The following is a 26,591-nucleotide window of genomic DNA, read 5'->3' as shown; positions in this document are numbered from 1 at the left end:
ACGTTAAGTTGACACCAATGCCACCCCACAAGAAGTAGTTGAATATTTTTTTATTTGGAAGTCCCTAATGAGTCTTTGAACTCCGTTAACGAGTCTTTGAACTCCGTTAACGAGCCTTTGAACTCCGTGAGCAATTTTTTTGTGCTGTCGGTAATTGCCTGCAACTGCGCTGTAGTAGAGTGTAACTAAATTGATAGCGCTGTGAATACAATCCTAATTTGTTCAGCTAATTCTCGAAATAGGGAAAAACTGCCCTTGGATGACGAATCACAGAATTACCCAACTTCTGTACAAAATTGACTCGCAACTAGATAAGCTTTTCCAATCAAAAGGCTGAAGGAAGACAAGGTTAATAGTAATGTTAAACTCACAGGCTAAACGCATCTTCATCAGCTACAAGCGTAATGCTAGCCCAGATGAACCGGTAGCGCTGCAAGTCTTCCAGGCACTATCGCAGCAACACAAAGTCTTTATCGACCAAACAATGTCCGTTGGTACACGCTGGGCTGAACGTATTGAAGCAGAAATCCGCCAAGCTGATTTTTTGATTACTTTCCTTTCAGCCTTGTCAACCAGCAGCGAGATGGTGGTAGCAGAGATAGAGACAGCATACCACTTGGCAAAATCACAAGAAGGACGACCCATAATTCTCCCGGTGCGTCTGGCGTATCAAGAACCGTTTTTGTATCCTTTGAGTGCTTACTTAAATGGCATTAACTGGGCATTCTGGAAAGATGCAGAAGATACGCCGCACCTAATTGCAGAGTTGTTACAGGCTGTCTCTGGTGGTGCATTGGCTATCAGTGAAGAAAAATCAAAAGCAGATTTACTCCAGATAAGTCAGCCCTCACTCTTACCCCATCCCTTTCCTTCAGCACAGCCAGTCTCGCTGGAAATGCCCGAAGGGACTATGGAATCGCAATCTGCTTTTTACGTGGAACGCTCATCTGATGCACTTACCTTAGAGACTATTGAGCGGCAAGGTGTGACAATTACAATTAAAGGCCCCCGGCAAATGGGCAAAAGTTCCCTGTTAATCCGCACAATTAATACTGCTGTGAATGCAGGTAAGCGGGTTGCTTTGCTGGATTTCCAATTATTTGATAAAGCGGCCTTAACTAATGCTGACCTTTTCTTTCGCCAGTTTTGTACTTGGTTAACCGATGAACTGGAAATGACAGACAAAGTTGATGAGTATTGGAATATGCCTTTGGGCAATAGTCAGCGTTGCACCCGCTATGTAGGCCGCTATTTGTTGAAGGAGTTTGGCAACCCCCTTGTCTTAGCGATGGATGAGGTGGAAAGGGTCTTTGATACCGATTTTCGCTCTGATTTCTTTGGAATGCTGCGAAGCTGGCACAATAGCCGCGCCACTACTCCCATCTGGAAGCAACTGGATTTAGCGCTGGTTACTTCCACCGAACCCTACCAGCTAATTGATAATCTCAACCAATCCCCCTTTAATGTTGGGTTAGTAATTGACTTAGAAGACTTTACAGCAGCACAGGTTGCTGATTTAAACCGCCGTCATGGTTCACCCTTCAACGCTAGCGAAGAAAAGCAATTAATAGCGTTGCTAGGTGGACATCCTTACTTAGTACGCCTTGCCCTGTATTCAGTTGCTAGCGATCGCTTCTATCCTACCGAATTATTTGCCAATGCGATCGCAGAAAATGGCCCCTTTGGTAATCATCTGCGTAACCACCTCTTCCGGCTGCATAACAAACAGGAGTTAGTTCAAGGTATGTTCCAAATAATTCGCCAGAACACCTGTGAAGACGAGCGCATCTTTTTCCGCTTACGGGGTGCAGGTTTAGTGCGCCGGGAAGGGCGTGTAGTGTTTCCCCGTTGTCAACTTTACACTGATTATTTCCGGGAGCATCTGCGTGGCTAATCAAAGCATTTACACCGTAGGCGGGACGGTACAAGCTGGCGGTGGGATTTACATTCCCCGTCAAGCCGATGAAGAATTGCTCGGTTTGTGTCGGTCAGCAATTTTCGCCTATGTTCTCACGCCGCGCCAAATGGGTAAGTCTAGCCTGATGGTACGCACGGCGCAAACGCTAACGGATGAGGGAATTCGCTCGGTAATTGTTGACCTTCAGGAATTGGGGGCACAAGTCACACTGGAACAGTGGTATTTTGGCTTTTTGGTTAAGCTAGATGACCAACTCATGTTTGATACAGATGTAATGAGTTGGTGGCAACAACACGAGCATTTAGGGGTATCGCAACGGCTAACGCTGTTTTTTGAGCAGGTTTTACTGGCTGAGATTGAAGAACGGGTGGTGATTTTTGTGGATGAAATTGATTCCACCCTCAGCTTAGATTTTACCGATGATTTTTATACAGCAATTCGCTATCTCTACGTTGCCCGTGCGACTAATCCTAAATTTCACCGTCTCTCTTTTGTCTTAATGGGGGTAGCGACTCCTGGCGATTTAATCCGCGATGCCAAGCGCACACCGTTTAATATCGGACAGCGTGTAGATTTGACTGATTTTACCTTTGAGGAAGCTTTACCCTTAGCTGAGGGATTAGGATTACCCAGCAATGAAGCCAACCAGATATTACGCCAGGTGTTGAAGTGGACGGCGGGACACCCATATTTAACGCAGCGTCTCTGTGGTGCCTTATTAGCAGAGAGAATTGTAGAGACGCGATTCATCGCGTCTGTAGACAAAATAGTGAGCAGCACATTTTTTGGCTCAATGAGTGAGCAAGACAATAACTTGCAGTTTGTGCGGGATATGCTGACTAAACGCTCACCAGACCCAGAGGTTTTGACAATTTACCGCGAGATTCGCTGGGGTAAGCGGACGGTTGTGGATGAGGAGCAGTCTTTAGCTAAATCTCACTTGAAGCTATCGGGAGTGGTGCGGCGAGAGAATAATGTTTTGCGGGTGCGGAATCAAATTTATCGGCAAGTCTTTGATTACAAGTGGATTAATAAACATTTGCCGTTTAACTTGCGGGATAGGTGGCAGCAGCTTAAACCAGCACTGCCTTCTGTCGTTGTGTTGGTAGTATTTTTACTTTTAATCACGGGAGTGGCTGTGTATGTGAATGGCGAACGTCTGACTGCCCAAAATGCCCTCAAAGAGGCAAAAAAACAGCGTCTAGAAGCAGAAACTCAACGCAATGAGGCAGCGCGAGAAGCTGGAAATGCGGGAACACAGCAGAAAAAAGCAGAGGAACAACGCAGGGAGGCGCAAAAGCAAAAGTACATTGCTAATCACCAGAGTGAAAGAGCTAAAAAAGGAGAGGAGCAAGCAAAGTCTGCACAACAATTAGCTGAAGAAAGGGGAACAGAGTTAGCAAATGCACTTCATAAAACAAAAACTGCTGAACAATTAGCTAAGGACAGACAGGCAGACGCTGAAAAGCAACGAGATTTTGCCAAGGTAAAAGAACAGGAAGCAACTGCCGCTAAAGCAGATGCGAATAAACGTCGGATAAATGCGGAAATTCGCGTTGATAGCCTCAAATCACAAAACCTGCTGGCATTAAATTTAGAACTTAATGCTTTAGTAGCAGGCTTGAAGGCAGGCAAAGGACTCAAAACATTAAATAAAAATGTAGAACCAGATACTCGCGTTTTGGCACTAGTCACACTCCAGCAGGTAATTTATGGAGTCAAGGAACGTAACCGACTAGAAGGTCATAGCAGTTCGGTTACTAGCGTAGCATTTAGCCCCGACGGTCAAACCATTGCCTCTGCCAGTTATGACAAGACGGTGAAGTTGTGGAATCGCAACGGGCAACTCTTACAAACTCTCCAAGGTCATAGCGATTCGGTTACTAGCGTAGCATTTAGCCCCGACGGTCAAACCATTGCCTCTGCCAGTTATGACAAGACGGTGAAGTTGTGGAATCGCAACGGGCAACTCTTACAAACTCTCCAAGGTCATAGCGATTCGGTTACTAGCGTAGCATTTAGCCCCGACGGTCAAACCATTGCCTCTGCCAGTTATGACAAGACGGTGAAGTTGTGGAATCGCAACGGGCAACTCTTACAAACTCTCCAAGGTCATAGTAATTCGGTTAATAGCGTAGCATTTAGCCCCGACGGTCAAACCATTGCCTCTGCCAGTTATGACAGCACGGTGAAGCTGTGGAATCGCAACGGGCAACAGTTACAAACTCTCCAAGGTCATAGTAATTCGGTTAATAGCGTAGCATTTAGCCCCGACGGTCAAACCATTGCCTCTGCCAGTTATGACAGCACGGTGAAGTTGTGGAATCGCAACGGGCAACAGTTACAAACTCTCCAAGGTCATAGCAGTTCGGTTAATAGTCTGGCATTTAGCCCTGACGGTCAAACCATTGCTTCTGCCAGTGATGACAGCACGGTGAAGTTGTGGAATTGCAAGGGGCAACTCTTACAAACTTTCCCAGGTTATAGTGATTCGGTTAATAGCGTAGCATTTAGCCCTGACGGTCAAACCATTGCTTCTGCCAGTGATGACAACACGGTGAAGTTGTGGAATCGCAAGGGGCAACTGTCACAAACTTTCCTAGGTCATAGCGATTCGGTTAGGGGCGTGGCATTTAGCCCCGACGGTCAAACCATTGCCTCTGCCAGTTATGACAAGACGGTGAAGCTGTGGAATCGCAACGGGCAACTCTTACAAACTTTCCTAGGTCATAGCAGCTCGGTTAATAGCGTGGCATTTAGCCCCGACGGTCAAACCATTGCCTCTGCCAGTTCAGACAAGACGGTAAAGCTATGGAATCGCAACGGGCAACTCTTACAAACTTTCCTAGGTCATAGCAGCTCGGTTAATAGCGTGGCATTTAGCCCCGACGGTCAAACCATTGCCTCTGCCAGTTCAGACAAGACGGTAAAGCTATGGAATCGCAACGGACAACTCTTACAAACTCTCCAAGGTGATGGCGATTCAGTTACTAGCGTAGCATTTAGCCCCGACGGTCAAACTATTGCCTCTGCCAATTGGCAGGCAACGGTAAACCTGTGGAATCGCGACGGGCAACTCTTACAAACTCTCCAACGTACTAGGGTTCCGGTTTTGGGCGTAGCATTTAGCCCCGACGGTCAAACCATTGCCTCTGCCAGTTGGGACAGTATGGTGAAGTTGTGGACTCGCAACGGGAAACTTTTACAAACTTTCCTAGGTCATAGCAATTCAGTTAATAGCGTGGCATTTAGCCCCGATGGTCAAACCATTGCCTCTGCTAGTGATGACAACACAGTGAAGCTGTGGAATCGTAACGGGCAACTCTTACAAACTCTACAAGGTGATGGCGATTCAGTTAATAGTGTGGCATTTAGCCCCGACGGTCAAACCATTGCCTCTGCCAGTGATGACAACACGGTGATCCTGTGGAATCTCAATTTGGATGATTTAATGGTTAAGGGTTGTGCTTGGGTGCGCGATTATTTGCAAAATAACTCTAATGTGAGTGAGAGCGATCGCCATCTATGTGATGATATTGGCACAGGCAGGTGACGCGGTGACGTGGAGAGATTTTAGTAATGAGCGATCGCCCCAACCTAGAATAAAGCGATCGCCTGTATGATTTTATGATGATAGTGCGATAAATCTGCCAGACACCACGAACAAGCAAAGCTTCATAACGAAACTCATGCGTTTGTTAATAAAACTCATGAGTTTGTTGATGAAACTCATGAGTTTGTTGACAACAGCTTATATATTTACGTGTTATCACTTATATGATTTTATGATAATGGTGCGTCACTGAAGAATCTGATGGTGCATAAGAGTAGCCTATTGTAGCGATCGCTCTTGCTGTAATCTGAGAAAGTGCGATCGCCCTTATAATTTCAAATGATGTTGCGTAGGCGCAGCCTGTTGTAGACATCGCTAGCAATACTACAAATATTTCTGCAACAATAACCCTAACTTTTCCTTTGTCGCTGCTGGTGCTTTATCCAACTGAGTCAAAATCGCATATTGCAACGCCGAATGCGCCTCACTGGTTGGTGGATTTTCACTCAAACGCCGCACAGTTTCTTGAATCACCTTTTGAGCATTCACAGCATTCCGCAGCAAATTGCCAATCACCAATTCCACCGTCACACTGTCATGGTCTGGATGCCAACAATCATAATCTGTCACCAGCGCTAAGGTTGCATAAGCAATTTCCGCTTCCCTTGCCAACTTCGCCTCCGGTAAATTCGTCATTCCAATAATTGTTGCACCCCAACTGCGGTAAAGATTCGATTCTGCCTTTGTAGAAAAAGCTGGCCCTTCCATGCACACATAAGTGCCGCCGCGATGGAGAGTAACTTCTGGTAAATTGAGAGATGCGATCGCATCTGCCAACACAACAGCCAAATTCTTACAAATCGGATCGCCAAAGGCAATATGAGCCACAATTCCCTCACCGAAAAACGTTGAAATCCGATTTTTAGTTCTATCGATAAACTGATCTGGCACCACCATATCCAGTGGTTTCGCCTCTTCCTTTAAAGAACCCACAGCACTAGCTGAAATTAAATACTCTACACCCAATTGCTTCATCGCGTAGATATTAGCGCGAAACGGTAACTCAGAGGGTAACAGCGTGTGATTGCGGCCATGACGCGCTAAGAAAGCTACCCGTGTACCATCCAGTGTTCCCAGAATCAAAGCATCAGATGGTGAACCAAAGGGAGTTTGGACATGCACCTCTTCGACATCTTTGAGCGCGTCCATTTTATACAGACCACTGCCACCAATAATCCCAATACTAGCTTGAGCCATGAGCTTGAACCTGTTCCTTACCGATCTGCTAAGTTATTTTACCGAAAAGGGGAGTAGCAGAGAAGCCAGTTTCTAGGTCAATACGCTTGGGTTAAGGATTTTTTCGAGAACCACAGGTCTGTAGAGACGTTGCAATGCAACGTCTCTACACTGCCATCAGAACAAGGGTTTTAGCAATCAAATCTCCGATAATTTTTGCAGATTAATGGTTATGATTCGCACTGAAGTTAATCGTCATCATAATGTGTAATCGATGCTTAATGTATACAAATGTTAAGTAGACGCACTCTTACGCAGCGAAACAAAGCAAGCGTTATACTTTTGGGAAAAGGCTTATTTTAACCCCTGCTTTTAACATTTTCATAAATCAATGACTCTCAATTTTCGCTTTGCGGTAGTCAGCGACTTACACCTGGCACTTCCCCACACAATCTGGGATCATCCTAGCCGTTTTCATCTGGTAGAAGTCAGTATCTCGGCGTTTCAAAGTGTACTCGAACATTTAATACAACTCGATTTAGATTTCTTATTGTTGCCAGGAGATTTAACCCAGCACGGCGAGCCAGAGAATCACGCCTGGTTACAACAATGTTTAGCCCAGCTACCTTTTCCCGTCTATGTTGTTCCTGGTAATCATGATGTTCCTGTGCTGTTAGCCGATCGCCAATCAATCGCTTTTGCAGATTTTCCCTACTATTACACAAAGTGTGGCTATGAAGATCCGCAGCAGATTTACTACGTTCGTCAATTACTGCCTGGAGTTAAGCTGATTGGACTAAATTCTAACTTCTTTAATGACCAGGGAGAACAAGTGGGGTATTTGGATACCAAACAGCTACGTTGGTTAGAAGAGGTACTGGCGGCATCTATTGATGAATTAGTTTTAGTGATGGTGCATCATAATGTGGTGGAACATTTGCCCAATCAATCGAACCATCCACTCGCAAATCGCTATATGTTAGCGAATTCAGCAGAACTATTGCAGTTGCTGAGGCGCTACGGAGTCAAGCTAGTATTTACGGGGCATTTGCACGTTCAGGATATTGCTTACTCAGATGGAGTATATGATATTACCACTGGTTCTTTAGTGAGCTATCCTCACCCTTATCGGGTGCTAGAGTTTCATCGAGATAACCAAGGTAAAGAATCGTTGCAAATTGTATCCCATCGGGTAGAGTCAGTGCCTGATTTCCCCGACTTGCAACAGTTATCGCGGCAATGGATGGGCGATCGCTCTTTTCCCTTCTTAATCAAGCTACTAACTCATTCTCCATTAAACTTACCATTATCACAGGCGAAAAAATTAGCTCCTAGTTTGCGAGACTTCTGGGCAACTATTGCCGATGGAGATGCAATATTAGACTATCCCCACTTTCCATTAGAAGTGCGTCGCTATATTGAGACTTATAATGCATCAGCACAGTCTAATCCAGGTATTAATACTGGTGGAACTCTTACACTGATTGATAATAACAGCACACTTTTGCTGCGTTAGGAGTGAAGAGTATCAGTGTGAAGGTAACTTTTTTGTCTGGGCTGAATGCTTGTCAAGTAGCTTATTCTGCTGTATTTCTTTTTAGATAGCGATCGCTCCTGCCATAATTCTCCTATCAAAAGTCACCAAGACGCAGGCTACTCCAAACTCTTGTACAGACGCGATTAATCGCGTCTCTATTCCCAACAGGCGCGATTAATCGCGTCTCTAACGCTCTTCTATTACTCTCGTTAAATAAAAATTCAGAACCCTTGATTTTTAAGGCTTTGATAAATTTACGAGTAGGTTGGGTTGAGGGACGAAACCCAACACGAAAAACCCTTGGTTTTGTTGGGTTTCACTAAAGTTCAACCCAACCTACATTTTTTCTTTCATCAGAGTCATAAAAGAGCGCTAATTACCGATATCTTCATTCCAAAGTTCGGGATTCGTTTCAATAAACTCACTCATCATTTGTTCGCAATCATCAAGATTCAGATCAATTACTTCCACACCGTGAGATACCATAAATTCTTTAGCACCAGGAAAAGTTTTGGATTCTCCCACGATGACTTTTTTAATACCAAATTGCACCACAGCCCCAGCGCACAAGTAACACGGCATTAAAGTTGAATAGAGTGTAGTACCTCTGTAGCTGCCAACTCTCCCAGCATTGCGGAGACAATCGATTTCCGCGTGGGTGACAGGATCGCCATCTTGCACACGTTTATTGTGTCCTCTGCCGAGAATTTTGCCATCCTTGACGAGAACCGAACCAATAGGAATTCCACCTTCTTGTCTGCCTTGTTTTGCTTCTTGAATAGCAGCTTCCATAAACTCATCCATATTAATTCTCCTTTTATGACAAAACAACTAGTATTAATGGATCACGATGGCGGTGTAGATGATTATTTGGCAACTATGCTGCTGTTGACGATGGATCATATCGAACTCCTTGGTGTTGTCGTCACTCCAGCAGATTGCTATGTCCAACCGGCTGTTAGCGCCACACGTAAAATTCTCGATTTGATGGGATTTTCTCATATCTCGGTAGCAGAAAGTACTGTACGCGGTATCAATCCATTTCCTCCTCTCTATCGCCGTGATTCCTTTATCGTTGACCATCTTCCCATTCTCAATCAAAGCGAAACCATCACCACGCCTCTGGTTGCCGAAACAGGTCAAGATTTCATGATTAAGGTGTTGCGGGAGGCATCAGACCCCGTAACGTTGATGGTAACTGGGCCGTTAACAACGGTAGCAGTAGCTTTGGACAAAGCACCAGACATTGAAGCCAAGATTCACAAAATTGTTTGGATGGGAGGTGCATTAAATGTCGGTGGCAATGTAGAAAAAAGTTTAGAACCTGGACAAGATGGTTCTGCCGAATGGAATGTTTATTGGGACGCGGTTTCAGCAGCACGGGTATGGGAAACGCAAATTGAAATTATTATGTGTCCTTTGGATTTAACTAATAATGTCCCAGTTACATCAGAATTAGTGCAAAAAATGGGGCGACAACGCCACTATCCCATCTCTGATTTAGCAGGACAATGTTATGCGCTAGTTATCCCCCAAGATTATTATTTTTGGGATGTGCTGGCGACAGCTTATCTGGGACACCCAGAATATTATCAATTGCGCGAATGGAAAACAGAAATTATCACCACTGGAGTCAGTCAGGGGCGGACTAAAGTAGTTCCTAGCGGACGCAAGATTTATGCAATGGATAAAGTAGATAAAGACGCTTTTTATGCTTATATCTTGCAGCAATGGGCAAGATAAAAAATTAGTGGCGTGGATACTCAAACTCGCTACCGAAAATTAACGAAAAAGCTCACCAGATGCAGACAACCTCTGCAACTCAACTGACCATATTGGAGCATTCCGGCGCAAAGACTTTTTTGGGTACGATACCATATTAAGACTGAAAAATTACTCATAGCGTGCTTTTTTAGATTTAATCACCTCAATTACATCATCGTGTCTTTGCCCCTCGATAATATCCTTGAGATGAATTTGCCCATTAATCTCTGACGGTAGGGGAAGACGACGCAACTTACGATAAACGTCAGCTTTTTGAGTTGGGAAGAGGCTGGCGCAATCATTAATTTTTTTAACCGTTGTGGCTTTTTCATCTTCACTCAGTCTGCCAAGATCCTTCTCAAAGTTGCTTGTTGACTCAATTAGAACATCCACGTTACGAACCGCCAATCTGAATTTAGCTACTTGCTCTCTGTCCTTAGCATAGTAACAGTGATATACAGAGTTTTTTTATATATTATTTTTACAAGGACATTATATGGAAACTTTATTAATATTATTATATGCCAAAACGCCCAAAAAAAATTGCTGTAAAAGCTTTATGAGACAATTTGTCTCAAGCATTCTGTTTAGAAAACAGAAGAGAGATACAACGATTATTAATAATTAATAAACTTTAAACCTAAGAAGAGAGCCGCAACGGTTCCTGCAACAGAAATTTCACCTTGGACAATCTTATCTAAAACTGATTTTATAGGAATAAACACAATTTCAATTTCTTCTGTAATATCGAGTTTTTGCTCTCCAATTTTACTTACATTTTCTGCTAAAAATAAATGTATTTTATTGGTATCTTTGCTTGGCTTATCATATAGAGTCCCGATTTTTCTAAATTCTTGGGCAATATAACCAGTTTCTTCGGTAAATTCTCTAATTGCTGCTACTTCTGCACTCTCTTTTGCCGGGTCAAAATTCCCGGCTGGTAGTTCTAAGAAAAATTCACCTACGGCGTGTCTGTATTGCCAGACAAAAATAATTTCTTTATTAGTAGTGATAGGTAAAACCATCGCAACGTCAGGCTTAATACTGACAAAATAATCATCTATAATTTTACCATTAGGCAATTCTATTTCATCTTGCCTGATCTGACACCAGGGGTTATCTAAAACCATTTTTGATTTTAAAGTCTTCCACTTTTTTAAGTCGCTCATAAATCAAGTAGAAAATAAAATTATGTATACCAACTTTAGTAATTAAGCAATGAATGTAAAAAAGTATAACAGATACATCCGATAATCTAAACTTTGAACTTACACTTGCTTTTGCGATAACATAATATGCAGAATTAGTATGCAAATAAATGTAAATTTATTTACAGTAAATAAAAGATTTCCGTTGACCATTAGTAGAGGTACAACGGCACAGACAACGAATGTATGGGTGAGGATTTCAGAAGATGGTATCGAAGGCTGGGGGGAAGCATCGCCATTCGGTGTGGGTAATCATCGGCAATCAACTGATGTAATCAAAGACGCCCTACAGCAAGTTGTGCCACTGTTGCAAACATTCAGCCCCTTACAACGACAGGAAATTGAGCAAGTTTTAACACAAAATCAGGTTCCTTCTGCTGCAAGAGCTGCCTTGGATATGGCAATGCACGATTGGTTAGGTAAGCGCGTAGGATTACCTTTGTGGCAAATTTGGGGACTCGATCGCAATCAAATTGTCCCAACTTCAGTCACAATTGGGATTAATTCGCCCGAAGGTGCGATCGCTAGAGCGCGAGACTGGTTACAATTTACCGATGTCCGCCTTTTTAAGGTGAAGTTAGGTAGTCCAGATGGCATAGATGCAGATAAAAAAATGCTCTTAGCGGTGCGAGAAGAAGCACCGGAATTAGAGTTTTTCGTTGATGCCAACGGGGGTTGGAGTTTAGAAGATGCGATCGCAATGTGCAATTGGCTGGCTGAATTGGGTATAAAGTATGTAGAACAGCCATTGCCACGGGGTCAAGAAAAAAGTTTAGCAAAACTCAAAGAACACTCTCCCCTACCCATCTTTGTTGATGAAAGTTGCTTCACAAGCTCTGATATTCCCGATTTGGCAAATTACGTGGATGGGATTAATATCAAACTGATGAAATCAGGGGGACTAACAGAAGCGATGCGAATGGTACATACAGCGCGAGCATATCGGTTACAAGTAATGTTCGGTTGCTATTCTGACAGTTCGCTAGCTAATACAGCAGCATTACAGCTAGCGCCACTAGCTGATTATTTAGATTTAGACAGTCACCTTAACTTAATCGATGATCCCTTTACGGGTGCATTGCTAAAAGAAGGTAGAGTTTTGCTAAACGATTTACCAGGTTTGGGGGTAAAACACAGTGCGTCTACCACTTAATCAAAGAGTAGCTATCTTACTTCATGAGGGAACTACTGGGGCTCACGGCAAAACAGGACTCGCAATTTTACGTTACAGCGAAGCACCAATTGTAGCCGTCATCGATCGCGAATGTGCTGGCAAACCTCTGACAGAATTAACAGGTATCAAGCGTGATGTACCGATTGTGGCATCGGTAGCCGCAGCCCTAAAGTACAACCCAGAAGTTTTGGTAATAGGTATTGCTCCAAGTGGTGGTGCGATCCCAGATGATTATTGGGTGGAAATCAAAGACGCTCTAGAAGCTGGGATGTCGTTGGTGAACGGTTTGCATACACCAATGGCAAATATACCAGACTTAAATGCACTGCTCAAACCAGGGCAACTAATTTGGGATGTCCGCAAAGAGCCGTCTAATATAAGTGTTGCTAGTGGAATAGCACGCACGCTTCCATGTCGGCGGGTGTTGACAGTGGGAACCGACATGGCGATCGGTAAAATGTCAACTAGCCTACAGTTACATTGGGCATCAAAACTGCGGGGCTGGCGTTCTAAATTTCTCGCCACAGGTCAAACTGGGGTGATGTTAGAAGGGGATGGTGTGCCTTTAGATGCCGTGCGGGTAGACTTTGCTGCTGGTGCTGTGGAACAAATAGTCATGCGCTACGGTAAAAACTATGACATCTTGCACATTGAAGGACAAGGTTCACTGCTACACCCTGGTTCAACGGCAACCCTACCCCTGATTCGTGGTTCCCAACCCACTCAACTGGTGTTAGTCCATCGGGCGGGACAAGTTCATATCCGTAATCATCCCCATGTAATCATCCCACCTTTACCAGAGGTAATTCGTCTTTATGAAACCGTTGCTAGTGCTGGTGGCGCTTTTGCAAGTGTGCCTGTAGTGGGTATAGCGCTTAACACAGCACATTTAGATGAATCTGCGGCTGAAAATGCGATCGCTCAAATAACAGCAGAAACCGGGCTACCTTGCACCGATGTAGTCCGCTTTGATGCCAATGTGCTTTTGGACGCAGTGATGAAGAATTAGATGTAGATTTTATTTCATCCAAAAATGATTGCAATAGATGGTGCGCTAAATACGATTATTAGTAGTCTGTCAAATTCATTTTGATGGTTAGAGAGACGCGATAAATCGCAGTCTCTACAATAATAAGTCCTTTGTCTTGACGGCGATTTATCGCGTCTCTTGCCTTAACCGAACCGTATTGCCTGATAAGTAACTTTTATTAAAGTCATCAGCCTTTTTTTGTCAAGTCCTCTTGACGTTTCGTAACAATATTGTTAAATTTAGTTACATAAGTAAACAAAAGAAGAGAAAAAAATATGTACACCACTGTAAATGAAGACGGCATTCTCAATAACTACGCAGCTGAACCCAAGGTTTACTACACCGAGTACCCAGCAATTTGGGAACAACGTAAATACGTTTTACAAGGTTTTTTTGCGACTTTAATTGTCACAACTTTAGTTTTGGTTAGTTTTAGCGTTAGCTAAGATTTTCAATTTCGATATCGCTGTATCTCATTGTCATTCGTACCTCTCTCTCTTACCCCGGTTAGTTTCGCCGGGGTTTTTTGTGTTCGCATCTTCAAGGGCAAGTAGTATATCGCGTTGTAAAATAACAGCGTAGACATAGCCCAACCCAGACATCACTCAAACAACAGCAGAAACAGGTCTATGACTCTTTGTGGCACTGCAACCCGAAAGGGATACCTTCCCAATATGTATATCCACTAGCGTAACTGCGATCCCACGTATGCATCATTAGCATCCACTTAACTTTTCCGTCGTAGAGTAAAGGAAGCATGTGATCTCGACGAGAACTGGGCAAGTCAGACTTATTTAGCTTTCTTTCACCGAAAGCTTTCTTCTCTCCACCACTATCACTGATATATCCAAAAACTCTGTTTTCAGTTGATTCATAACTAAACTCTACTTCTGCTGTCCGACCATCTAAATTACACTTCCATTTTCCATCCCAGTCAGATTTCAAGACTTCTTGAGCGAATTGTCGGTCAGGAACTTGAGCATAAACACCTTGTTGAAATGGGAAACCATACATCAATATACCTATTCCCATCAAAAAACAAAAAAGCAGAATTGCAATTTTTTTCATGGCTTTTATTTTTTTATATAAATATCACCTGGGTACTTCTATCGGAGGATTTTGAGGACGACCTAAACCTCCGTAATCTATAATTACTTCTCGCTCTAAAAACTTCTGTAGAGATGGCTGTTGTTGAAGGGTGGGTATTTGAGGAGCGACAGATTCAGTCCAGTTTTTCGGATCTACAAATACTGCGATCGCCCAACGAGTTTCTTCAGTAATCTTAATCGGTTCAATAGTCTCTGGTTTACTGCTATCGTAGCTGAAACCCTCTCTTAAAGATATCCCTTCTTGCTGACTATCAGTAGTAACTTTGGCATTGCCAACTAAGGCATCAATTATTACTCTTTCCGCAGAAGAATCAACTTGAACTATAGTTATGCCAATACTTTCTGGGGAAACATTAATCTTCTCAGAAGAGTCTGCTTGGCTGGTAAGAAAGTTAGACAAAGCTTTAGTTTTTAGCAAACTACTAGCAAACTGAGTAATGTCAGGAGTTTTAGAGAGAAAGAAAGGAACGGTTTGAATTCTACTTACTTGCCCTATGTCTCGTACTTTTATTATTCCGTGACACAAGCCACCTTTAGTATTATTAATAAGACCCCAAGCAAACATAAATTTACCATTTACAATAGTACAAGGAAACTTGTACGTAGTTCTCTGGGTATTAGGACCGACTTGTACCAATGGATCTATAGCACCAGAACTGGTAAAAAACCTCAAATGACCAAAGGGTTTCTTGGAGCCAGATGGGACTAATAAAAGCCGATTCTTAGCTGTGATTACTTTAGGTTGATCGGCTACAGGCAACAATCCACTACTCTTTTTTTCCAGTACTTGCAATTCTTGTCCTTGATCTCCTATATTTTTAATTTCCGCCTTAATAGGCTCTTGTGCAGAACTATTAACATCAATCGCCAACGAGTAAAAAGGTATCAGTGCAGTAGTTAATGCAGAAATAAGTAATATTTGAAAATGAATTAACTTCACAAAACTCTCCTCTAAAGCAATAATTGAATCTAAAAACACCTACTTACTATCTATATCTCAGTCAGAGGAACAGCGATCGCCCAGAACCGATTTGAAGCGATCGTCAACAAAGCTAGTCAAAGAGAAAAATAATATTTGTTTGATGCTATAAGTTTTTCCTAATTGATGTGGTTCTGAACCCACGCCTGAACCCACACATGGATTGCACCAACCACAATAATTTTCCGTTTTGTTGAGCCATACTTTTTCAATCTCTAATAGAGTTTTACTAGGTATTAAGTTTGCTTCCTCTTGTGTATTTATTGTTTGATCGCGATTCAAGTCTGCTCCAGTTTTAAACATAATCTTATAAGTTTCTTGTAAAGCACTTTCTTTTGTATATAAGTTTTCACCATCTACCGGATCATCTTCATTAGAAGATAAATAAGTTCCATAATTTTTTGTATCTAAACGTTGAATAAGTACTGGAATTAAGTGGTCATGAATCATTTCTACTCTATTTTTTTCAGCTTCAGCCATAATACTTTTAATTTTATCTAAATCACTTTTTTTAATTTTTATCTGATTTTTACTAGTTTGTCTAAACATCCTATTGGCTGTTGACTGAATGGTCACATAGTAACTAAAAGCTCGCATTAAATCCTCATCTTTATCCCATTTTAGATTTATGCGATCCTGGCTTTTTGTATCTGCTACCTTCTTGTATTTATCTGCTTCCTCAAAAAGTTTCTGTAATGTTTCAATATTGTTGTCAATTTGACTGACACCAGCCCAAGCAGCAAGAAGATCCAATTGTTTTTGATTTTGTTGATTAATAAAAATGACAACACTTGCTATGATGAGCGAAACTATAGAGCCAATTCCTGCCGACAATATAAATTGCTCTCTTTGCCGTAGTTTACTGCTGTCTTTAACGAAAATTTGTTCATCTAAATTCAGGTCAACTTCAGGTTTTTGCAACCATTTTTTTGCCTCTAGTAAAGAAAGACCCCGCAAGAGAAGTCCTTGATCCTTTTTGTTGTTGATCCATTCAGTTCGTCTTTCATCTAATCTCTGACGCCACAAAAGAAAACTTCTTTGCTCTCTAATCCATATACCTAAATCAGACCATTCACGCAATAAGGCTTCATGGATAATGTCTACAGTCTCCGCATCGGTTACAAGCAGACGCTGATCGGCAAGTGTTTTTATAACTTGACGAGTAACTTGTTCATCATTGGTAGTTAGCAATTGAGAGATTAGTAAACGACGACGAGTATCGGGTATTGTGCCCTCGCCATAGTGGATAAGACGAGTGAAAATCCGCCTAGCTATGAGTTGCTCTTTTTCATCAAGATTCCTGTATGTCTCATTCGCCCACTGCCCGATCGCACCAGTTACTTTGCCAATTTTTTCGTAATCTACATGAGTTAATTTACCGTTAGAATGTTCGTTTTTACAAAGTTGTTCGAGAGTAAATTCTAGTAATGGAAGCGGGTTTTGCGTAGCTCCGATATCCTCAATGATTCGTTCATCTAAACCAGACTCAATTTCTAAACCAACTTGTGCAGCTGGTTTAGCGATCGCTTCTCTTAATTCAGTCTTATTGAGAGAAGTAATATTAACCTGACCAACTCCTAAAAAATGTCCTAGAGGAGACCTGAGCAATGGATCGTAGAAATCTGCTCGTACAGCTATAATCAGTGTAATTTTGTGATTTTGAAATAATTTTTGATCGACTAATTCAGTTAAAAATCTGAGAAAATTTGACTGTTCTGGCTCAGGACAGAGTGCAAATATTTCTTCAAATTGGTCAATAAAAATAATTATTCGACTATTTGGATCTTCAACATTGAAAATTCCAGATTTTTGTAAATAACTATGAAAATCTTCAGATGGATTAGCAATATAAGCAGTATAACGATAGCCAACTGTGTAGATTTTATTAAATCCTGGTAGCTTAACTTGCTCCAGGTATGGCAATAGACCTGCTTGTACAACAGAAGACTTTCCGCTTCCTGAAGACCCAACTAAAGCTAGAAACCGAGGATTATTTTTTAAGTGATTAGCTAATTCTGCAACTAATGCCTCACGACCAAAAAAGAAATCGGCTTTATCTTTGGTAAATGCTTCTAAGCCTACATAAGGGCAGATATTAGTAATTTGTAGTGCCGGAAAAATTTCTTGCAAGAATTCGCTAGGAGTTATGAAAGCAGTTTCTCCCAGTCGTTGATATTTATCAACTGGTGTAATAGCTGTTACCATTCCTACTACACGATGAGTACGTTCATCTACGACTGGCGCACCACTAAAACCCGGTGTCACTTCTGTAGTGTTAGTCAGTTGAACTAAAGGTAGACCATTCTCGCCACTCATCAAGTCGCCGATAGTGCCATAACCATACATTCCTTCTAGTGGCTTGGCTTCAGGAAAACCAAAGGTTTTAAATGCATGACCTGACGAACCGGAAGAAGTACCTAATTGCAAAGGTTTTACTTCATTTGGTAGATTTCCCTCTAGATGCAGAATCGCAATGTCACCTACTGTAGACGCAGACCAGTACTGAGCATCTACACGTCCTATATAAGTCTGCTGTCCAGCGTAAAAGACCAGACTTACAGTACCTCCTGGTCCTGCTTTGGCATACTCGACAACGTGAGCGCAGGTCACAATTAATCCATCTTTAGTGACAATAAAGCCAGTACCAGCTGTTTTGCCGTCTGGTTTCAAGATCCGAACTATACCTGGAGTTAACTTATCCTGCTGTGTAGTCATTACGCTATTTAGGTTTTGAAAGTTGCTTCCACACCAGCTTGACACCGTAGTTTACTTCACCACTTCCCTTGCATACGGCAACATTCCCTGCCTCGCCAGTCATTTTTAGTCCAAAAGTCACCTCCATTTCAGTTGGTGGTTCAGATAGACACTGTACTGACTCAATAAATGCATTGACGTTATGCTTTATAGTTGTGTTTATGGCTTCTGCAAAGGTATTTTGTGCTACACCAACAGTCTGTTTTATTTTGTCTTGCAAGCCAGCCTTTACTAATCCTGGAGGTGGTGACACTTCCTCTTCTTCTACTTCCACAAGGATAGTGCTACCGTCTTCAGTGGCAAACTGAATGTATTGCGTCATTTAGCTTCTCTTTTGACGATACCGTCAACTAAATATAAGTAAATCTAGGCAATTTTGAGTCTTTACTATATTTATCAGCCAATTGAGAGAGGTTACGCAATTTTTATGTAAAAAATTGTGAACGAAATCAAGAGCTTTGCAACCATATCTCATGATGAAAGTTCTACAGCTAATTGCCTAAAGAGAAAAAAGAACGAGAGAAAAAAAATAGCGTTTTCATGAATCAAAAACCAGAATTATTCGTCACTTAAACTATCAATTCCCTACTTATTTCTACTGGAGGATGATTTATGTCATCACAACTGTTGCGATTTATGTCTTTGGGTATTCTGGGTTTATCTTTGTGTCTCGGCAATTCGGTAGCAATGGCGCAATACGATCCTTCTACTAACGATGGTGTAGTGGTGCCAACAGTACCATCAGGTGGTACATCAGGCGACACATCAACACCCATACCCATAGATACATCCACAGGCATACCACCCTCAACTGACGGTACAACTCGGTTTAGCTGTCAGAATTACAATGGTCAATACACCGTTATGTATCAACCACAAAGTCAACCAGGACAATTCTTTGCTTGGGCGGCACCTGCGACTTTGGGCGGTGGTTGGGATACACAAAAGCGTTGTGTAACAATTGCCAGTCGGTTGGAACAGTATCGTCCAGATGGCTTACAAGAACTCCAGACATCTGTACAAAATAACGAAAATATTGTCTGCGTCACAACAGACGCTAACTCAACCTGTAGAATTGTGCTGACAGTACCGCGTGGGAAAGATCCTGTTGTAATCCGCAATAGCATTTTTCAGAACTTGACTACTGCTGACAACGGACAGCAGACTATAGCGGTTAACACTTATGGCGATCGCAGTAGTGGAGGAAATGAATTATATAATTTAGGACGTACACTTCTAGGGAGTGGCAATAATCGGCTTAGTTCATCTAGAAGTGGCATTAATCTAAAACCTTTCCTCGATCGCAAAGATGGTGGTACTGGAAACAATTTGCGGAATGGAGTAGCAATTCGTCGTCGGTCTCAGCCTAACTCTGTTCGCTTAAAACCTGGTAACTTCCGCTAATGTTTGAATTACTCAACATTTCAGAACAATTTCACCAAAACCAAAAGATATCGTTTTTTCTGTCGCGGTAATTCTAAAATAGAGATTTACATTAAGGTGGGTAAACAGCCCACCTTATTTTATATCCGATGAAAGACCTATCATTAAGAGGATGTTTGAAAAGTCCTCTTATTGGTATCAAAAATTTTAAATCCTCTAAATTCTCCGATAATCAGTTAGCGCCAAAAGCCTTAAACTGCGTAGGTTGGGTTGAGGAACGAAACCCAACATTTCTGTATCTTTGTTGGGTTGCGCTTTGCTTAACCCAATCTACAATTTTTTTTAACTGAACCGTATTGATATAGCTTTTCCTAATCAAATGAGGTACATTATAGCCCCCTATCGAAGAGCGGGGAGGGGGTTGGGGGTGAGCTTTTTGTACCTCACTCAACTGGGAACCGCTATATACAGCGCTTCCGGCTATTATGCAATACAGTTTTTTTCCTTGCCCTCTCCTATCAAAGCTTTCAGATTTGGGAATGTACCTCATAGCTGCCGTAAGTGCTGTATAGAATCAATCCCTAAGTTTTGTCAACCACATTATCTATTCAGGATATAGGACTGAGAATAATTGCTGTGGAAAAAATATCTCTAAACCGACAATTATTTTATCTTAACCTTTTGCTAGCTGCTTCTTAATCTAAGCGGGATACTTTGAGATTGCCCAATTAAAAACTCATACAAAAAGTTATGTAGCTGTCTTCTAACAATCTCTAAGAACATTGATTTGGAAGGCAAATATTATATTGTCCATGTTGATATTGCAAACTCTCTAAGAGATTGTTTGAAAAGTGATCGGCTGTAATTTTAGGCACTTCTAGATCCCCCCTAACCCCCCTTCAAAAGGGGGAAGAATCAAAGTCCCCCTTCAAAAGGTGGATTTAGGGGGATCTAAAACGTTTTGCTACCGACCAAAGGACTTTTCAAACATCCTCTAAACTGCGAAGTGCATCTTTGTAGTTAACAGTCATTTACTGACAATATAAATGACATTTACACTCAAAATTTTCCATACTTTTACAGCGATGTGATTGGGCAACTTGATTCTGTAGTTGCCGCAGATAAACACTAATCTTCGCAAAACTTGAATCTACTCCAGCACTAAATTATGGTAATTAATAATACAATCCGCTTTTCCCAATTCAATGCTTCTCTAAACCGTAGCACTCAAGGTCAATTAGCGGCCGATTTGTCAACCCCCAATAATGCTCAGGCAAAAGCTGTTGCAGAAATTATCCAGCGTAATAACCCGGATGTGCTGCTAATTAATGAGTTTGACTACTCCCAAGAGGCAGTTAAACTATTCCAGCAAAATTATTTAGCCATAAGTCAAAACGGTGCGACTCCCGTTGACTACCCCTACTTCTATATCGCTCCCTCCAACACAGGTATTGCCTCTGGCTTTGACTTGAACAACAATGGCGCAGTAGTTACAACCCCAGGCACACCGGGATATGGCGATGATGCCTTCGGATTCGGGAATTTTCCAGGTCAATTTGGCATGTTGCTGCTGTCCAAATATCCCATTGACACCGCCAATATCCGTACCTTCCAAAACTTCCTCTGGAAGGATATGCCCAACGCTTTACTTCCCGACGATCCCACAACACCACAGCCAAATGATTGGTATTCTGAAGAGGAACTGGCAGTTTTACGCCTTTCTTCTAAAAGTCACTGGGATGTACCCATCGAAGTGAACGGCAAAACAATTCACGCCCTCGTTAGCCACCCCACACCCCCAACCTTTGATGGCGCGGAAGACCGCAACGGTAAGCGTAACCATGACGAGATTCGCTTGTGGGCAGATTATATTACCCCTGGTAAAAGTGATTACATTTATGATGACCAGGGTAAAACAGGCGGTATCGCTGCTGGTTCAGACTTTGTAATTATGGGCGATCAGAATGCTGACCCATTAGATGGTGATAGTTATGACAATGCTATTCGCCAATTGTTGCAAAATCCTGGGATCAATACTAATGTCATTCCTACCAGTCTTGGCGGCCCCCAACAAGCATTACAAGGTGGTGCAAACGCTAGCCAAAAAGGAAATCCTAGCTTTGACACCGCAGACTTTGCTGATACGGCTCCCGGAAACCTGCGGACTGATTACGTGCTACCCTCAGCTGACCTGACAATTGCCGACTCAGGAGTATTTTGGCCACTGAATACTGACCCGACATTCTCCCCAGTGGGTACTTTTCCCTTCCCCAGTTCTGACCATCGCTTGGTGTTCGCAGATGTGCAAACTAGACCAACTCAAGCAGGTAAAACCATTCCCAATGTAAGTTTTGAAAGGCAGACTACCTTCGTTACTGGCTTTATTCCTGCTGGTGCGGCGGGAACTGTGAATGGAATAGAGACACCATTAGGTGGATTGTCTGGTGTCACCTACGATCCAGTTAACAACCGCTACTATGCCATTTCAGACGATCGCTCTCAAGTTGCTCCTGCCCGCTTTTATACCTTCACTACTACCGATTCCGGGGTGAATTTTACCAATGTCACCACCCTAAAAGATACCAACGACAACTTTTTTGCAACCAACAGCCTCGACCCTGAAGGTATTGCTTTAACTAAAAATGGGACGGTCTTCATCTCTTCAGAAGGCGAAGTTAATCCTACTGCTGGTCGTGTTACTAATCCCTTTATCAAAGAATTTTCTCTTACAACAGGGCAAGAAGTGCGATCGCTTTTTATCCCCAGCAAATTCCTGCCAGTAGTTCAGGATACCAATAACAATGGTATTGTAGATGCCGGAGATACGCAGACATCAGGCGTATACAATAATCTGGCATTTGAAAGCCTGACCATCACACCTGACCAAAAAACCCTATTTACCGCCACCGAAAACGCCCTCTCCCAAGATGGATTAAAAGCTTCACTCACCAGTGGTAGCCCTTCCCGAATTCTGCAATATAATCTGGTTACTGGACAACCAGAAAAAGAATACCTCTACATCACCGATGCCATTCCCGAAGCACCCAACCCAAGCACCGGCTCTGCTGACAATGGTTTGGCGGATTTATTAGCAATAGATAATCGTGGTACTTTCCTCGCGTTAGAACGCTCTTTTGCCCAAGGTGTAGGCAACACCATCAAAATCTACGAAGTTTCTTTGCAAGGTGCAACTGATATTAGTTTCTACGATTCTCTCAATAGTTTGAGTGCTGAACAACTAGCAGCTATTAAACCCGCTCAAAAACGCTTACTGTTGAATTTAACTGACCTGAATTTGCCAACTGATGCAAATCACCCGATTACAGGAGTAGATAATATAGAAGGTCTTGCCTTCGGCCCCAAACTAGCAGATGGTCGTCAGTCCATTGTGCTGGTGAGTGACAACAACTTTAGCAACACCCAATATACCCAAATCCTCACCTTGGGTGCAGACTTGGTTCCAACTGCTGCACCCACATTAGAAACTCGTCCTGGTTTATTTGACGATGAAGATCCAGCACTACCTGCTGTAGATCAAAATGCCGATGCTGATGACCCTGCCATTTATGTTAACGCCACAAATGCTGCTGATAGTCTAGTACTAACATCAGTGAAAAATGCTGGATTGCGGGTTTATGACTTGTCTGGTAATTTGTTGCAGACAGTAAATCCTGGTGGTATTCGCTACAACAACATTGACCTGCAATACGGTTTTAAATTAGGCAATCAATCTATTGATATTGCCGTAGCTAGCGATCGCCAAAATGATAAACTAGCAATCTTCAAAATTAACCCCAACCCTGGCGCAGACGGTAACTACCTGGAGGATATCACCGATAGCAATATTGCTACAATCTTCCAAGCCTCACCTTTTGAACCTCCCTATTCCGCATCAACTCGCAGTTCTTACGGACTTACCTTATACCGTAGCCCTATAACTAACGATTACTATGTCTTTACCAGTCGCCGCCAAACTGGAGACATAGCTCAATTCAAGCTAATTGACAAAGGTAATAGCAAAATTGGAGCCGAACTGGTGCGGGAGTTCACCATCCCCTCACCCACAGCCACAGACCGTTCTCCCCAAACAGAGGGTATGGTAGTTGACCAAGAAACCGGCTTTCTCTACATAGCCCAAGAAGATGTAGGCATCTGGAAATTCCAGGCAGAACCGGACGGTGGCACAACAGGCAAGCTGATAGATCGCGTCCGTTTTGAGGGTGGTTCTCACCTTACCGATGATGCAGAAGGGTTGACCATTTACTACGGCAAAAACGGCACAGGCTACTTACTAGCATCAAGCCAAGGTGATAGCACCTTTGTTGCCTACACTCGTGAAGGCAATAACGAATACGTAGGGAACTTTGCCATTGGTAACAATGGGTCAATTGACAGCGTACAAGAATCAGACGGGGCAGATGTAATTAACCTGCCACTGGGGCCTAACTTCCCATTTGGTTTATTTGTCACTCAAGATGGCTCCAATGAACCTGCTAAAACCATCGATGGTGAAAACGTCAACTCTAACTTTAAGTTGGTGGCTTGGGAGAATATAGCCAATACCTTGCCCAATTCTCTAAATATTGACACCACAAGTTACGATCCCCGAAATCCTGTTAACCTGACAGGTGTACAGCCTACTTTCGGTTCTAGCAACAGCGATAATATTACAGTTCAGCCAGGAAAAACATTCTTTGCAGGTGACGGAGCAGATTTTGTTGAGGGTACTGAAGGGAACACAATCCAGGCTGGGAATGATGATGACACTGTACTCGTAGGCAGTAACTCTTCAGTATCCGGCGGAGATGGTAACGATCAAATATTTATTGGTCAAAACGGCGCGGCTCAAAATACTAATGCTGATGGCGGCAATGGTGATGATGTTATTACCGTAGTGGAAGCCAATGGTAGTAATAATTTGTTTGGGGCGGAAGGTAATGATACTCTCACAGTCATTGAAGGTTCTCGCCAATCATTATTCGGTGGCTCAGGTAACGACACCCTCAGCAGTAACGGCAGCAATAACCGTCTGTATGGTGGTTCTGGAGATGACAAACTCTTCTCTAATGTCAATGATTCGCTATTTGGTGGCGATGGTGATGATGTGCTATTTGCTGGTCAAGGAGGTAGCGATCGCCTCAGTGGTGGCACTGGTGCAGACCAATTCTGGATTGCTAACGCCAGTCTGCCAACTAGCAAGAACATCGTCACTGACTTTACAGTTGGGATTGACAAAATCGGACTTGGCGGTATTGGCGTAACTCAGTTTAGTACTTTAACACTATTACAACAGGGTAGTGACACCTTAGTAAAAGCTGGAAATACAGAGTTAGTTTCATTGCTAGGAATTACATCAACTAGCCTCACAGCCAATAATTTCGTTTTTTCAGATAGTATCGTAGCTTAGTTTGTTTGCCAAGTGGTCTGTCCCATTAAATTTGCGGGGCTGTAAGATCCCCGACTTCTTAAAGAAATCGGGGATTTGCTCACCCTCACCTATCAGAATTAATGACAATAGTCGTCGCCAGTCTTATCTTTTAGTTTAACTAAGTTTGGGGTTTAAGTCCCTGGCTCTACGGCAGAACGTTTTGTGACGGAGATTTAGCGCAAAGTGCGATCTTGGGGTCTCCCCAAGAGGAGCAACTTTGTAAGACAGACCCCGACACAAAACGTAATTACGAATTACGAATTACGAATTACGAATTATTTAAGGAACTATCAGTTGATATAATTGTTTTGTCCCTAACGGTGTTGACACTGTAGCTTCTACTTTGCGGTTAGAAGGTAAAGGAATAGTAATATCAAATCTGCCATTTGAATTAACATTTTGAGGCTGTTGATTAATTAACAGTATATTTACCGGATCAACAGTACCAACAATCTGGACTTGTTTACCTCTAGCTAAAAGTTGACTAACATTCAAACGAGTATCTTCTCGCAAAGGAACTGCTGGTGAAGGTGGTTGTCCAAGGATAGTCAGATTTTGAAATCCAGCTTTTACCAGCACTGTTTGTCCTTGAGCAGAGGTAGCTACTGCTCCTTCTTTAGTTCCAACACCCATTTTCCCGTCATTTTGAACGCTCACGCCAAACTCAGTCCCTCGGACTCCAGCAACTCCAGCCGGGGTTTTAATTTCTACACGAGAAGCATTATGAGTTAGGGGACGAACTTGGAGGTTTACTTGGCCAGACAGGACAAGTAATTCTGTAATGAGTTGGCCTTTATTGCCTGTTTCCAGCTTTTGTACGGTTAGAGTTGTGTTTTCAGCAACTTTAACTAAACCAGTAGCTGTATCAATTCCCAGGACTACACTAGAACCTTGTTTAGTGGTGATGGTATCACCGACTGATTGTAATCGCATTCCCTTGTGGACTGGTTGAGATGTTTGTCCACGGGAATAAATAACTTGTCCGATGGGGCGGCGTACTTCTAGCCAGCGATCGCTCTTTACCCTCAGTGGTTCAGCCGCTAAAGCATGAACAGCAATAACTAACCCAACCATAACCACCATCAAACCTGCCCACCAAGCTTTCATAAAACTTTCTACCTTTACTCAATGGAAATAGACGACTCTTGCATCTAACCCGTGGGATCTCAACACGGAAGATAAACATTCCGCTTCATACCTCTTTGCAGATCCTCCAGCATAGACATAAGCACCAAGCCTATGCTGTGCTAAAAATGCGTCGGTAACATAGCGTCTGACAACATTTAATAACTGCTCTGATTGACCGGGAACAACTACTACATAAGGATGATTTGGTACTTTCCCAATGACGATAACATCACTCTCTGGGAAACTATTAACAGAATTGCTAACTTCTGGCAAGCTTGGAGAAATACATGGGGGTGATTGTGTCCAACCCTTACATAACAGGGTGTTCCATAATACAGTTGTGACTATTCCTGCAATTAGATATCTATTCACTTACTTATACCATTTTAC

At 42.6% G+C, this 26,591-nt stretch carries 20 protein-coding genes; 9 read left to right on the top strand and 11 right to left on the bottom strand.

What is annotated here, in order from left to right; genetic code table 11:
• Nucleotides 1-358 precede the first annotated feature (358 nt).
• Entirely contained in the window at nt 359-1,894 is a 1,536-nt protein-coding gene (locus tag HWQ36_RS12060; protein ID WP_292702492.1) for an AAA-like domain-containing protein, read from the top strand.
• Entirely contained in the window at nt 1,887-5,471 is a 3,585-nt protein-coding gene (locus HWQ36_RS12055) for an AAA-like domain-containing protein (RefSeq protein WP_292702490.1), read from the top strand. The genes HWQ36_RS12060 and HWQ36_RS12055 overlap by 8 nt, the downstream gene beginning before the upstream one ends.
• Nucleotides 5,472-5,691: 220 nt before the next feature.
• Here HWQ36_RS12055 and HWQ36_RS12050 read toward each other — a convergent pair whose 3' ends face one another.
• Both HWQ36_RS12050 and HWQ36_RS12045 read right to left on the bottom strand, forming a co-directional pair.
• A complete protein-coding gene (locus HWQ36_RS12050) occupies nt 5,692-5,844 on the bottom strand; it encodes a hypothetical protein (RefSeq protein WP_292702488.1) in 153 nt (50 codons plus the stop codon).
• A gap of 11 nt (nt 5,845-5,855) precedes the next feature.
• A complete protein-coding gene (locus HWQ36_RS12045; RefSeq protein WP_292702484.1) occupies nt 5,856-6,728 on the bottom strand; it encodes an S-methyl-5'-thioadenosine phosphorylase in 873 nt (290 codons plus the stop codon).
• A gap of 370 nt (nt 6,729-7,098) precedes the next feature.
• Between HWQ36_RS12045 and HWQ36_RS12040 the strand changes: the two genes are divergently transcribed.
• A complete protein-coding gene (locus tag HWQ36_RS12040; protein WP_292702481.1) occupies nt 7,099-8,223 on the top strand; it encodes a metallophosphoesterase in 1,125 nt (374 codons plus the stop codon).
• A gap of 393 nt (nt 8,224-8,616) precedes the next feature.
• On the opposite strand, the gene HWQ36_RS12035 is transcribed toward HWQ36_RS12040, so the two are convergent.
• Entirely contained in the window at nt 8,617-9,048 is a 432-nt protein-coding gene (locus HWQ36_RS12035; RefSeq protein ID WP_292702479.1) for a nucleoside deaminase, read from the bottom strand.
• Between the two features lie 15 nt (nt 9,049-9,063).
• Between HWQ36_RS12035 and HWQ36_RS12030 the strand changes: the two genes are divergently transcribed.
• Entirely contained in the window at nt 9,064-9,987 is a 924-nt protein-coding gene (locus HWQ36_RS12030; protein WP_292702476.1) for a nucleoside hydrolase, read from the top strand.
• A 150-nt stretch (nt 9,988-10,137) separates the two neighbouring features.
• On the opposite strand, the gene HWQ36_RS12025 is transcribed toward HWQ36_RS12030, so the two are convergent.
• Together HWQ36_RS12025 and HWQ36_RS12020 are read right to left on the bottom strand one after the other, a co-directional pair.
• The gene (locus tag HWQ36_RS12025) at nt 10,138-10,401 is read right to left on the bottom strand and encodes a hypothetical protein (protein ID WP_292702473.1); all 264 of its coding nucleotides are present in this window, start codon (nt 10,399-10,401) and stop codon (nt 10,138-10,140) included.
• A gap of 224 nt (nt 10,402-10,625) precedes the next feature.
• Nucleotides 10,626-11,177 (bottom strand): NUDIX hydrolase, encoded by a 552-nt coding sequence (locus tag HWQ36_RS12020; RefSeq protein WP_292702471.1) that lies wholly within the window; start codon nt 11,175-11,177, stop codon nt 10,626-10,628.
• 139 nt (nt 11,178-11,316) lie between these two features.
• Here HWQ36_RS12020 and HWQ36_RS12015 point away from each other — a divergent pair, with 139 nt between their 5' ends.
• From HWQ36_RS12015 to HWQ36_RS12005, 3 genes are all read left to right on the top strand, one after another.
• On the top strand, nt 11,317-12,369 hold the full coding sequence (locus tag HWQ36_RS12015) for a dipeptide epimerase (RefSeq protein ID WP_292702469.1): 1,053 nt from the start codon (nt 11,317-11,319) through the stop codon (nt 12,367-12,369).
• Nucleotides 12,353-13,399 (top strand): DUF1611 domain-containing protein, encoded by a 1,047-nt coding sequence (locus HWQ36_RS12010; RefSeq protein ID WP_292702466.1) that lies wholly within the window; start codon nt 12,353-12,355, stop codon nt 13,397-13,399. Before HWQ36_RS12015 ends, HWQ36_RS12010 begins: the two co-directional genes overlap by 17 nt.
• A gap of 296 nt (nt 13,400-13,695) precedes the next feature.
• Nucleotides 13,696-13,866 carry a ssl1498 family light-harvesting-like protein gene (locus HWQ36_RS12005; protein ID WP_292702463.1) on the top strand — a complete coding sequence of 57 codons (171 nt, stop codon included), beginning with the start codon at nt 13,696-13,698 and terminating at the stop codon, nt 13,864-13,866.
• Between the two features lie 181 nt (nt 13,867-14,047).
• On the opposite strand, the gene HWQ36_RS12000 is transcribed toward HWQ36_RS12005, so the two are convergent.
• The 4 genes from HWQ36_RS12000 to HWQ36_RS11985 are packed head-to-tail and all read right to left on the bottom strand — an operon-like array spanning nt 14,048 to nt 18,584.
• Nucleotides 14,048-14,488, bottom strand: coding sequence for a hypothetical protein (locus tag HWQ36_RS12000; RefSeq protein ID WP_292702461.1), 441 nt, complete (start codon nt 14,486-14,488; stop codon nt 14,048-14,050).
• A gap of 24 nt (nt 14,489-14,512) precedes the next feature.
• Nucleotides 14,513-15,469, bottom strand: a complete 957-nt coding sequence (locus HWQ36_RS11995) for a hypothetical protein (protein WP_292702458.1) — start codon at nt 15,467-15,469, stop codon at nt 14,513-14,515.
• A 57-nt stretch (nt 15,470-15,526) separates the two neighbouring features.
• Nucleotides 15,527-18,223 (bottom strand): serine protease, encoded by a 2,697-nt coding sequence (locus HWQ36_RS11990; RefSeq protein WP_292702455.1) that lies wholly within the window; start codon nt 18,221-18,223, stop codon nt 15,527-15,529.
• 4 nt (nt 18,224-18,227) lie between these two features.
• A complete protein-coding gene (locus HWQ36_RS11985) occupies nt 18,228-18,584 on the bottom strand; it encodes a CU044_2847 family protein (protein WP_292702452.1) in 357 nt (118 codons plus the stop codon).
• A gap of 290 nt (nt 18,585-18,874) precedes the next feature.
• On the opposite strand from HWQ36_RS11985, the gene HWQ36_RS11980 reads away from it, so the two are divergent.
• Together HWQ36_RS11980 and HWQ36_RS11975 are read left to right on the top strand one after the other, a co-directional pair.
• Nucleotides 18,875-19,666, top strand: coding sequence for a COP23 domain-containing protein (locus HWQ36_RS11980; RefSeq protein ID WP_292702449.1), 792 nt, complete (start codon nt 18,875-18,877; stop codon nt 19,664-19,666).
• Nucleotides 19,667-20,813: 1,147 nt separating this feature from the next.
• A complete protein-coding gene (locus HWQ36_RS11975) occupies nt 20,814-25,052 on the top strand; it encodes a phytase (RefSeq protein WP_292702447.1) in 4,239 nt (1,412 codons plus the stop codon).
• A 300-nt stretch (nt 25,053-25,352) separates the two neighbouring features.
• Here HWQ36_RS11975 and HWQ36_RS11970 read toward each other — a convergent pair whose 3' ends face one another.
• Both HWQ36_RS11970 and HWQ36_RS11965 read right to left on the bottom strand, forming a co-directional pair.
• The gene (locus HWQ36_RS11970; RefSeq protein ID WP_292702444.1) at nt 25,353-26,180 is read right to left on the bottom strand and encodes a FecR family protein; all 828 of its coding nucleotides are present in this window, start codon (nt 26,178-26,180) and stop codon (nt 25,353-25,355) included.
• An 18-nt stretch (nt 26,181-26,198) separates the two neighbouring features.
• The gene (locus HWQ36_RS11965; RefSeq protein ID WP_292702441.1) at nt 26,199-26,573 is read right to left on the bottom strand and encodes a hypothetical protein; all 375 of its coding nucleotides are present in this window, start codon (nt 26,571-26,573) and stop codon (nt 26,199-26,201) included.
• Nucleotides 26,574-26,591 lie beyond the last annotated feature (18 nt).

Source organism: Nostoc sp. NMS2, assembly GCF_017115105.1.
Taxonomy (GTDB): Bacteria; Cyanobacteriota; Cyanobacteriia; order Cyanobacteriales; family Nostocaceae; genus Nostoc.
The sequence above is the reverse complement of the archived record's forward strand: the minus strand, read 5'-3'. Positions and strand labels throughout refer to the sequence as shown.

Bases quoted from the DNA above. Each gene is read 5' to 3' on its own strand.
- HWQ36_RS11985 (WP_292702452.1), bottom strand. From the start codon at position 18,584: ATGACGCAATACATTCAGTTTGCCACTGAAGACGGTAGCACTATCCTT.
- HWQ36_RS12030 (WP_292702476.1), top strand. From the start codon at position 9,064: ATGACAAAACAACTAGTATTAATGGATCACGATGGCGGTGTAGATGAT.
- HWQ36_RS12015 (WP_292702469.1), top strand. From the start codon at position 11,317: ATGCAAATAAATGTAAATTTATTTACAGTAAATAAAAGATTTCCGTTG.
- HWQ36_RS12020 (WP_292702471.1), bottom strand. From the start codon at position 11,177: ATGAGCGACTTAAAAAAGTGGAAGACTTTAAAATCAAAAATGGTTTTA.
- HWQ36_RS12000 (WP_292702461.1), bottom strand. From the start codon at position 14,488: ATGAAAAAAATTGCAATTCTGCTTTTTTGTTTTTTGATGGGAATAGGT.
- HWQ36_RS12045 (WP_292702484.1), bottom strand. From the start codon at position 6,728: ATGGCTCAAGCTAGTATTGGGATTATTGGTGGCAGTGGTCTGTATAAA.
- HWQ36_RS12060 (WP_292702492.1), top strand. From the start codon at position 359: ATGTTAAACTCACAGGCTAAACGCATCTTCATCAGCTACAAGCGTAAT.
- HWQ36_RS11970 (WP_292702444.1), bottom strand. From the start codon at position 26,180: ATGAAAGCTTGGTGGGCAGGTTTGATGGTGGTTATGGTTGGGTTAGTT.
- HWQ36_RS12050 (WP_292702488.1), bottom strand. From the start codon at position 5,844: ATGTCTACAACAGGCTGCGCCTACGCAACATCATTTGAAATTATAAGG.
- HWQ36_RS12040 (WP_292702481.1), top strand. From the start codon at position 7,099: ATGACTCTCAATTTTCGCTTTGCGGTAGTCAGCGACTTACACCTGGCA.
- HWQ36_RS11975 (WP_292702447.1), top strand. From the start codon at position 20,814: ATGGTAATTAATAATACAATCCGCTTTTCCCAATTCAATGCTTCTCTA.
- HWQ36_RS11980 (WP_292702449.1), top strand. From the start codon at position 18,875: ATGTCATCACAACTGTTGCGATTTATGTCTTTGGGTATTCTGGGTTTA.
- HWQ36_RS12035 (WP_292702479.1), bottom strand. From the start codon at position 9,048: ATGGATGAGTTTATGGAAGCTGCTATTCAAGAAGCAAAACAAGGCAGA.
- HWQ36_RS11990 (WP_292702455.1), bottom strand. From the start codon at position 18,223: ATGACTACACAGCAGGATAAGTTAACTCCAGGTATAGTTCGGATCTTG.
- HWQ36_RS12005 (WP_292702463.1), top strand. From the start codon at position 13,696: ATGTACACCACTGTAAATGAAGACGGCATTCTCAATAACTACGCAGCT.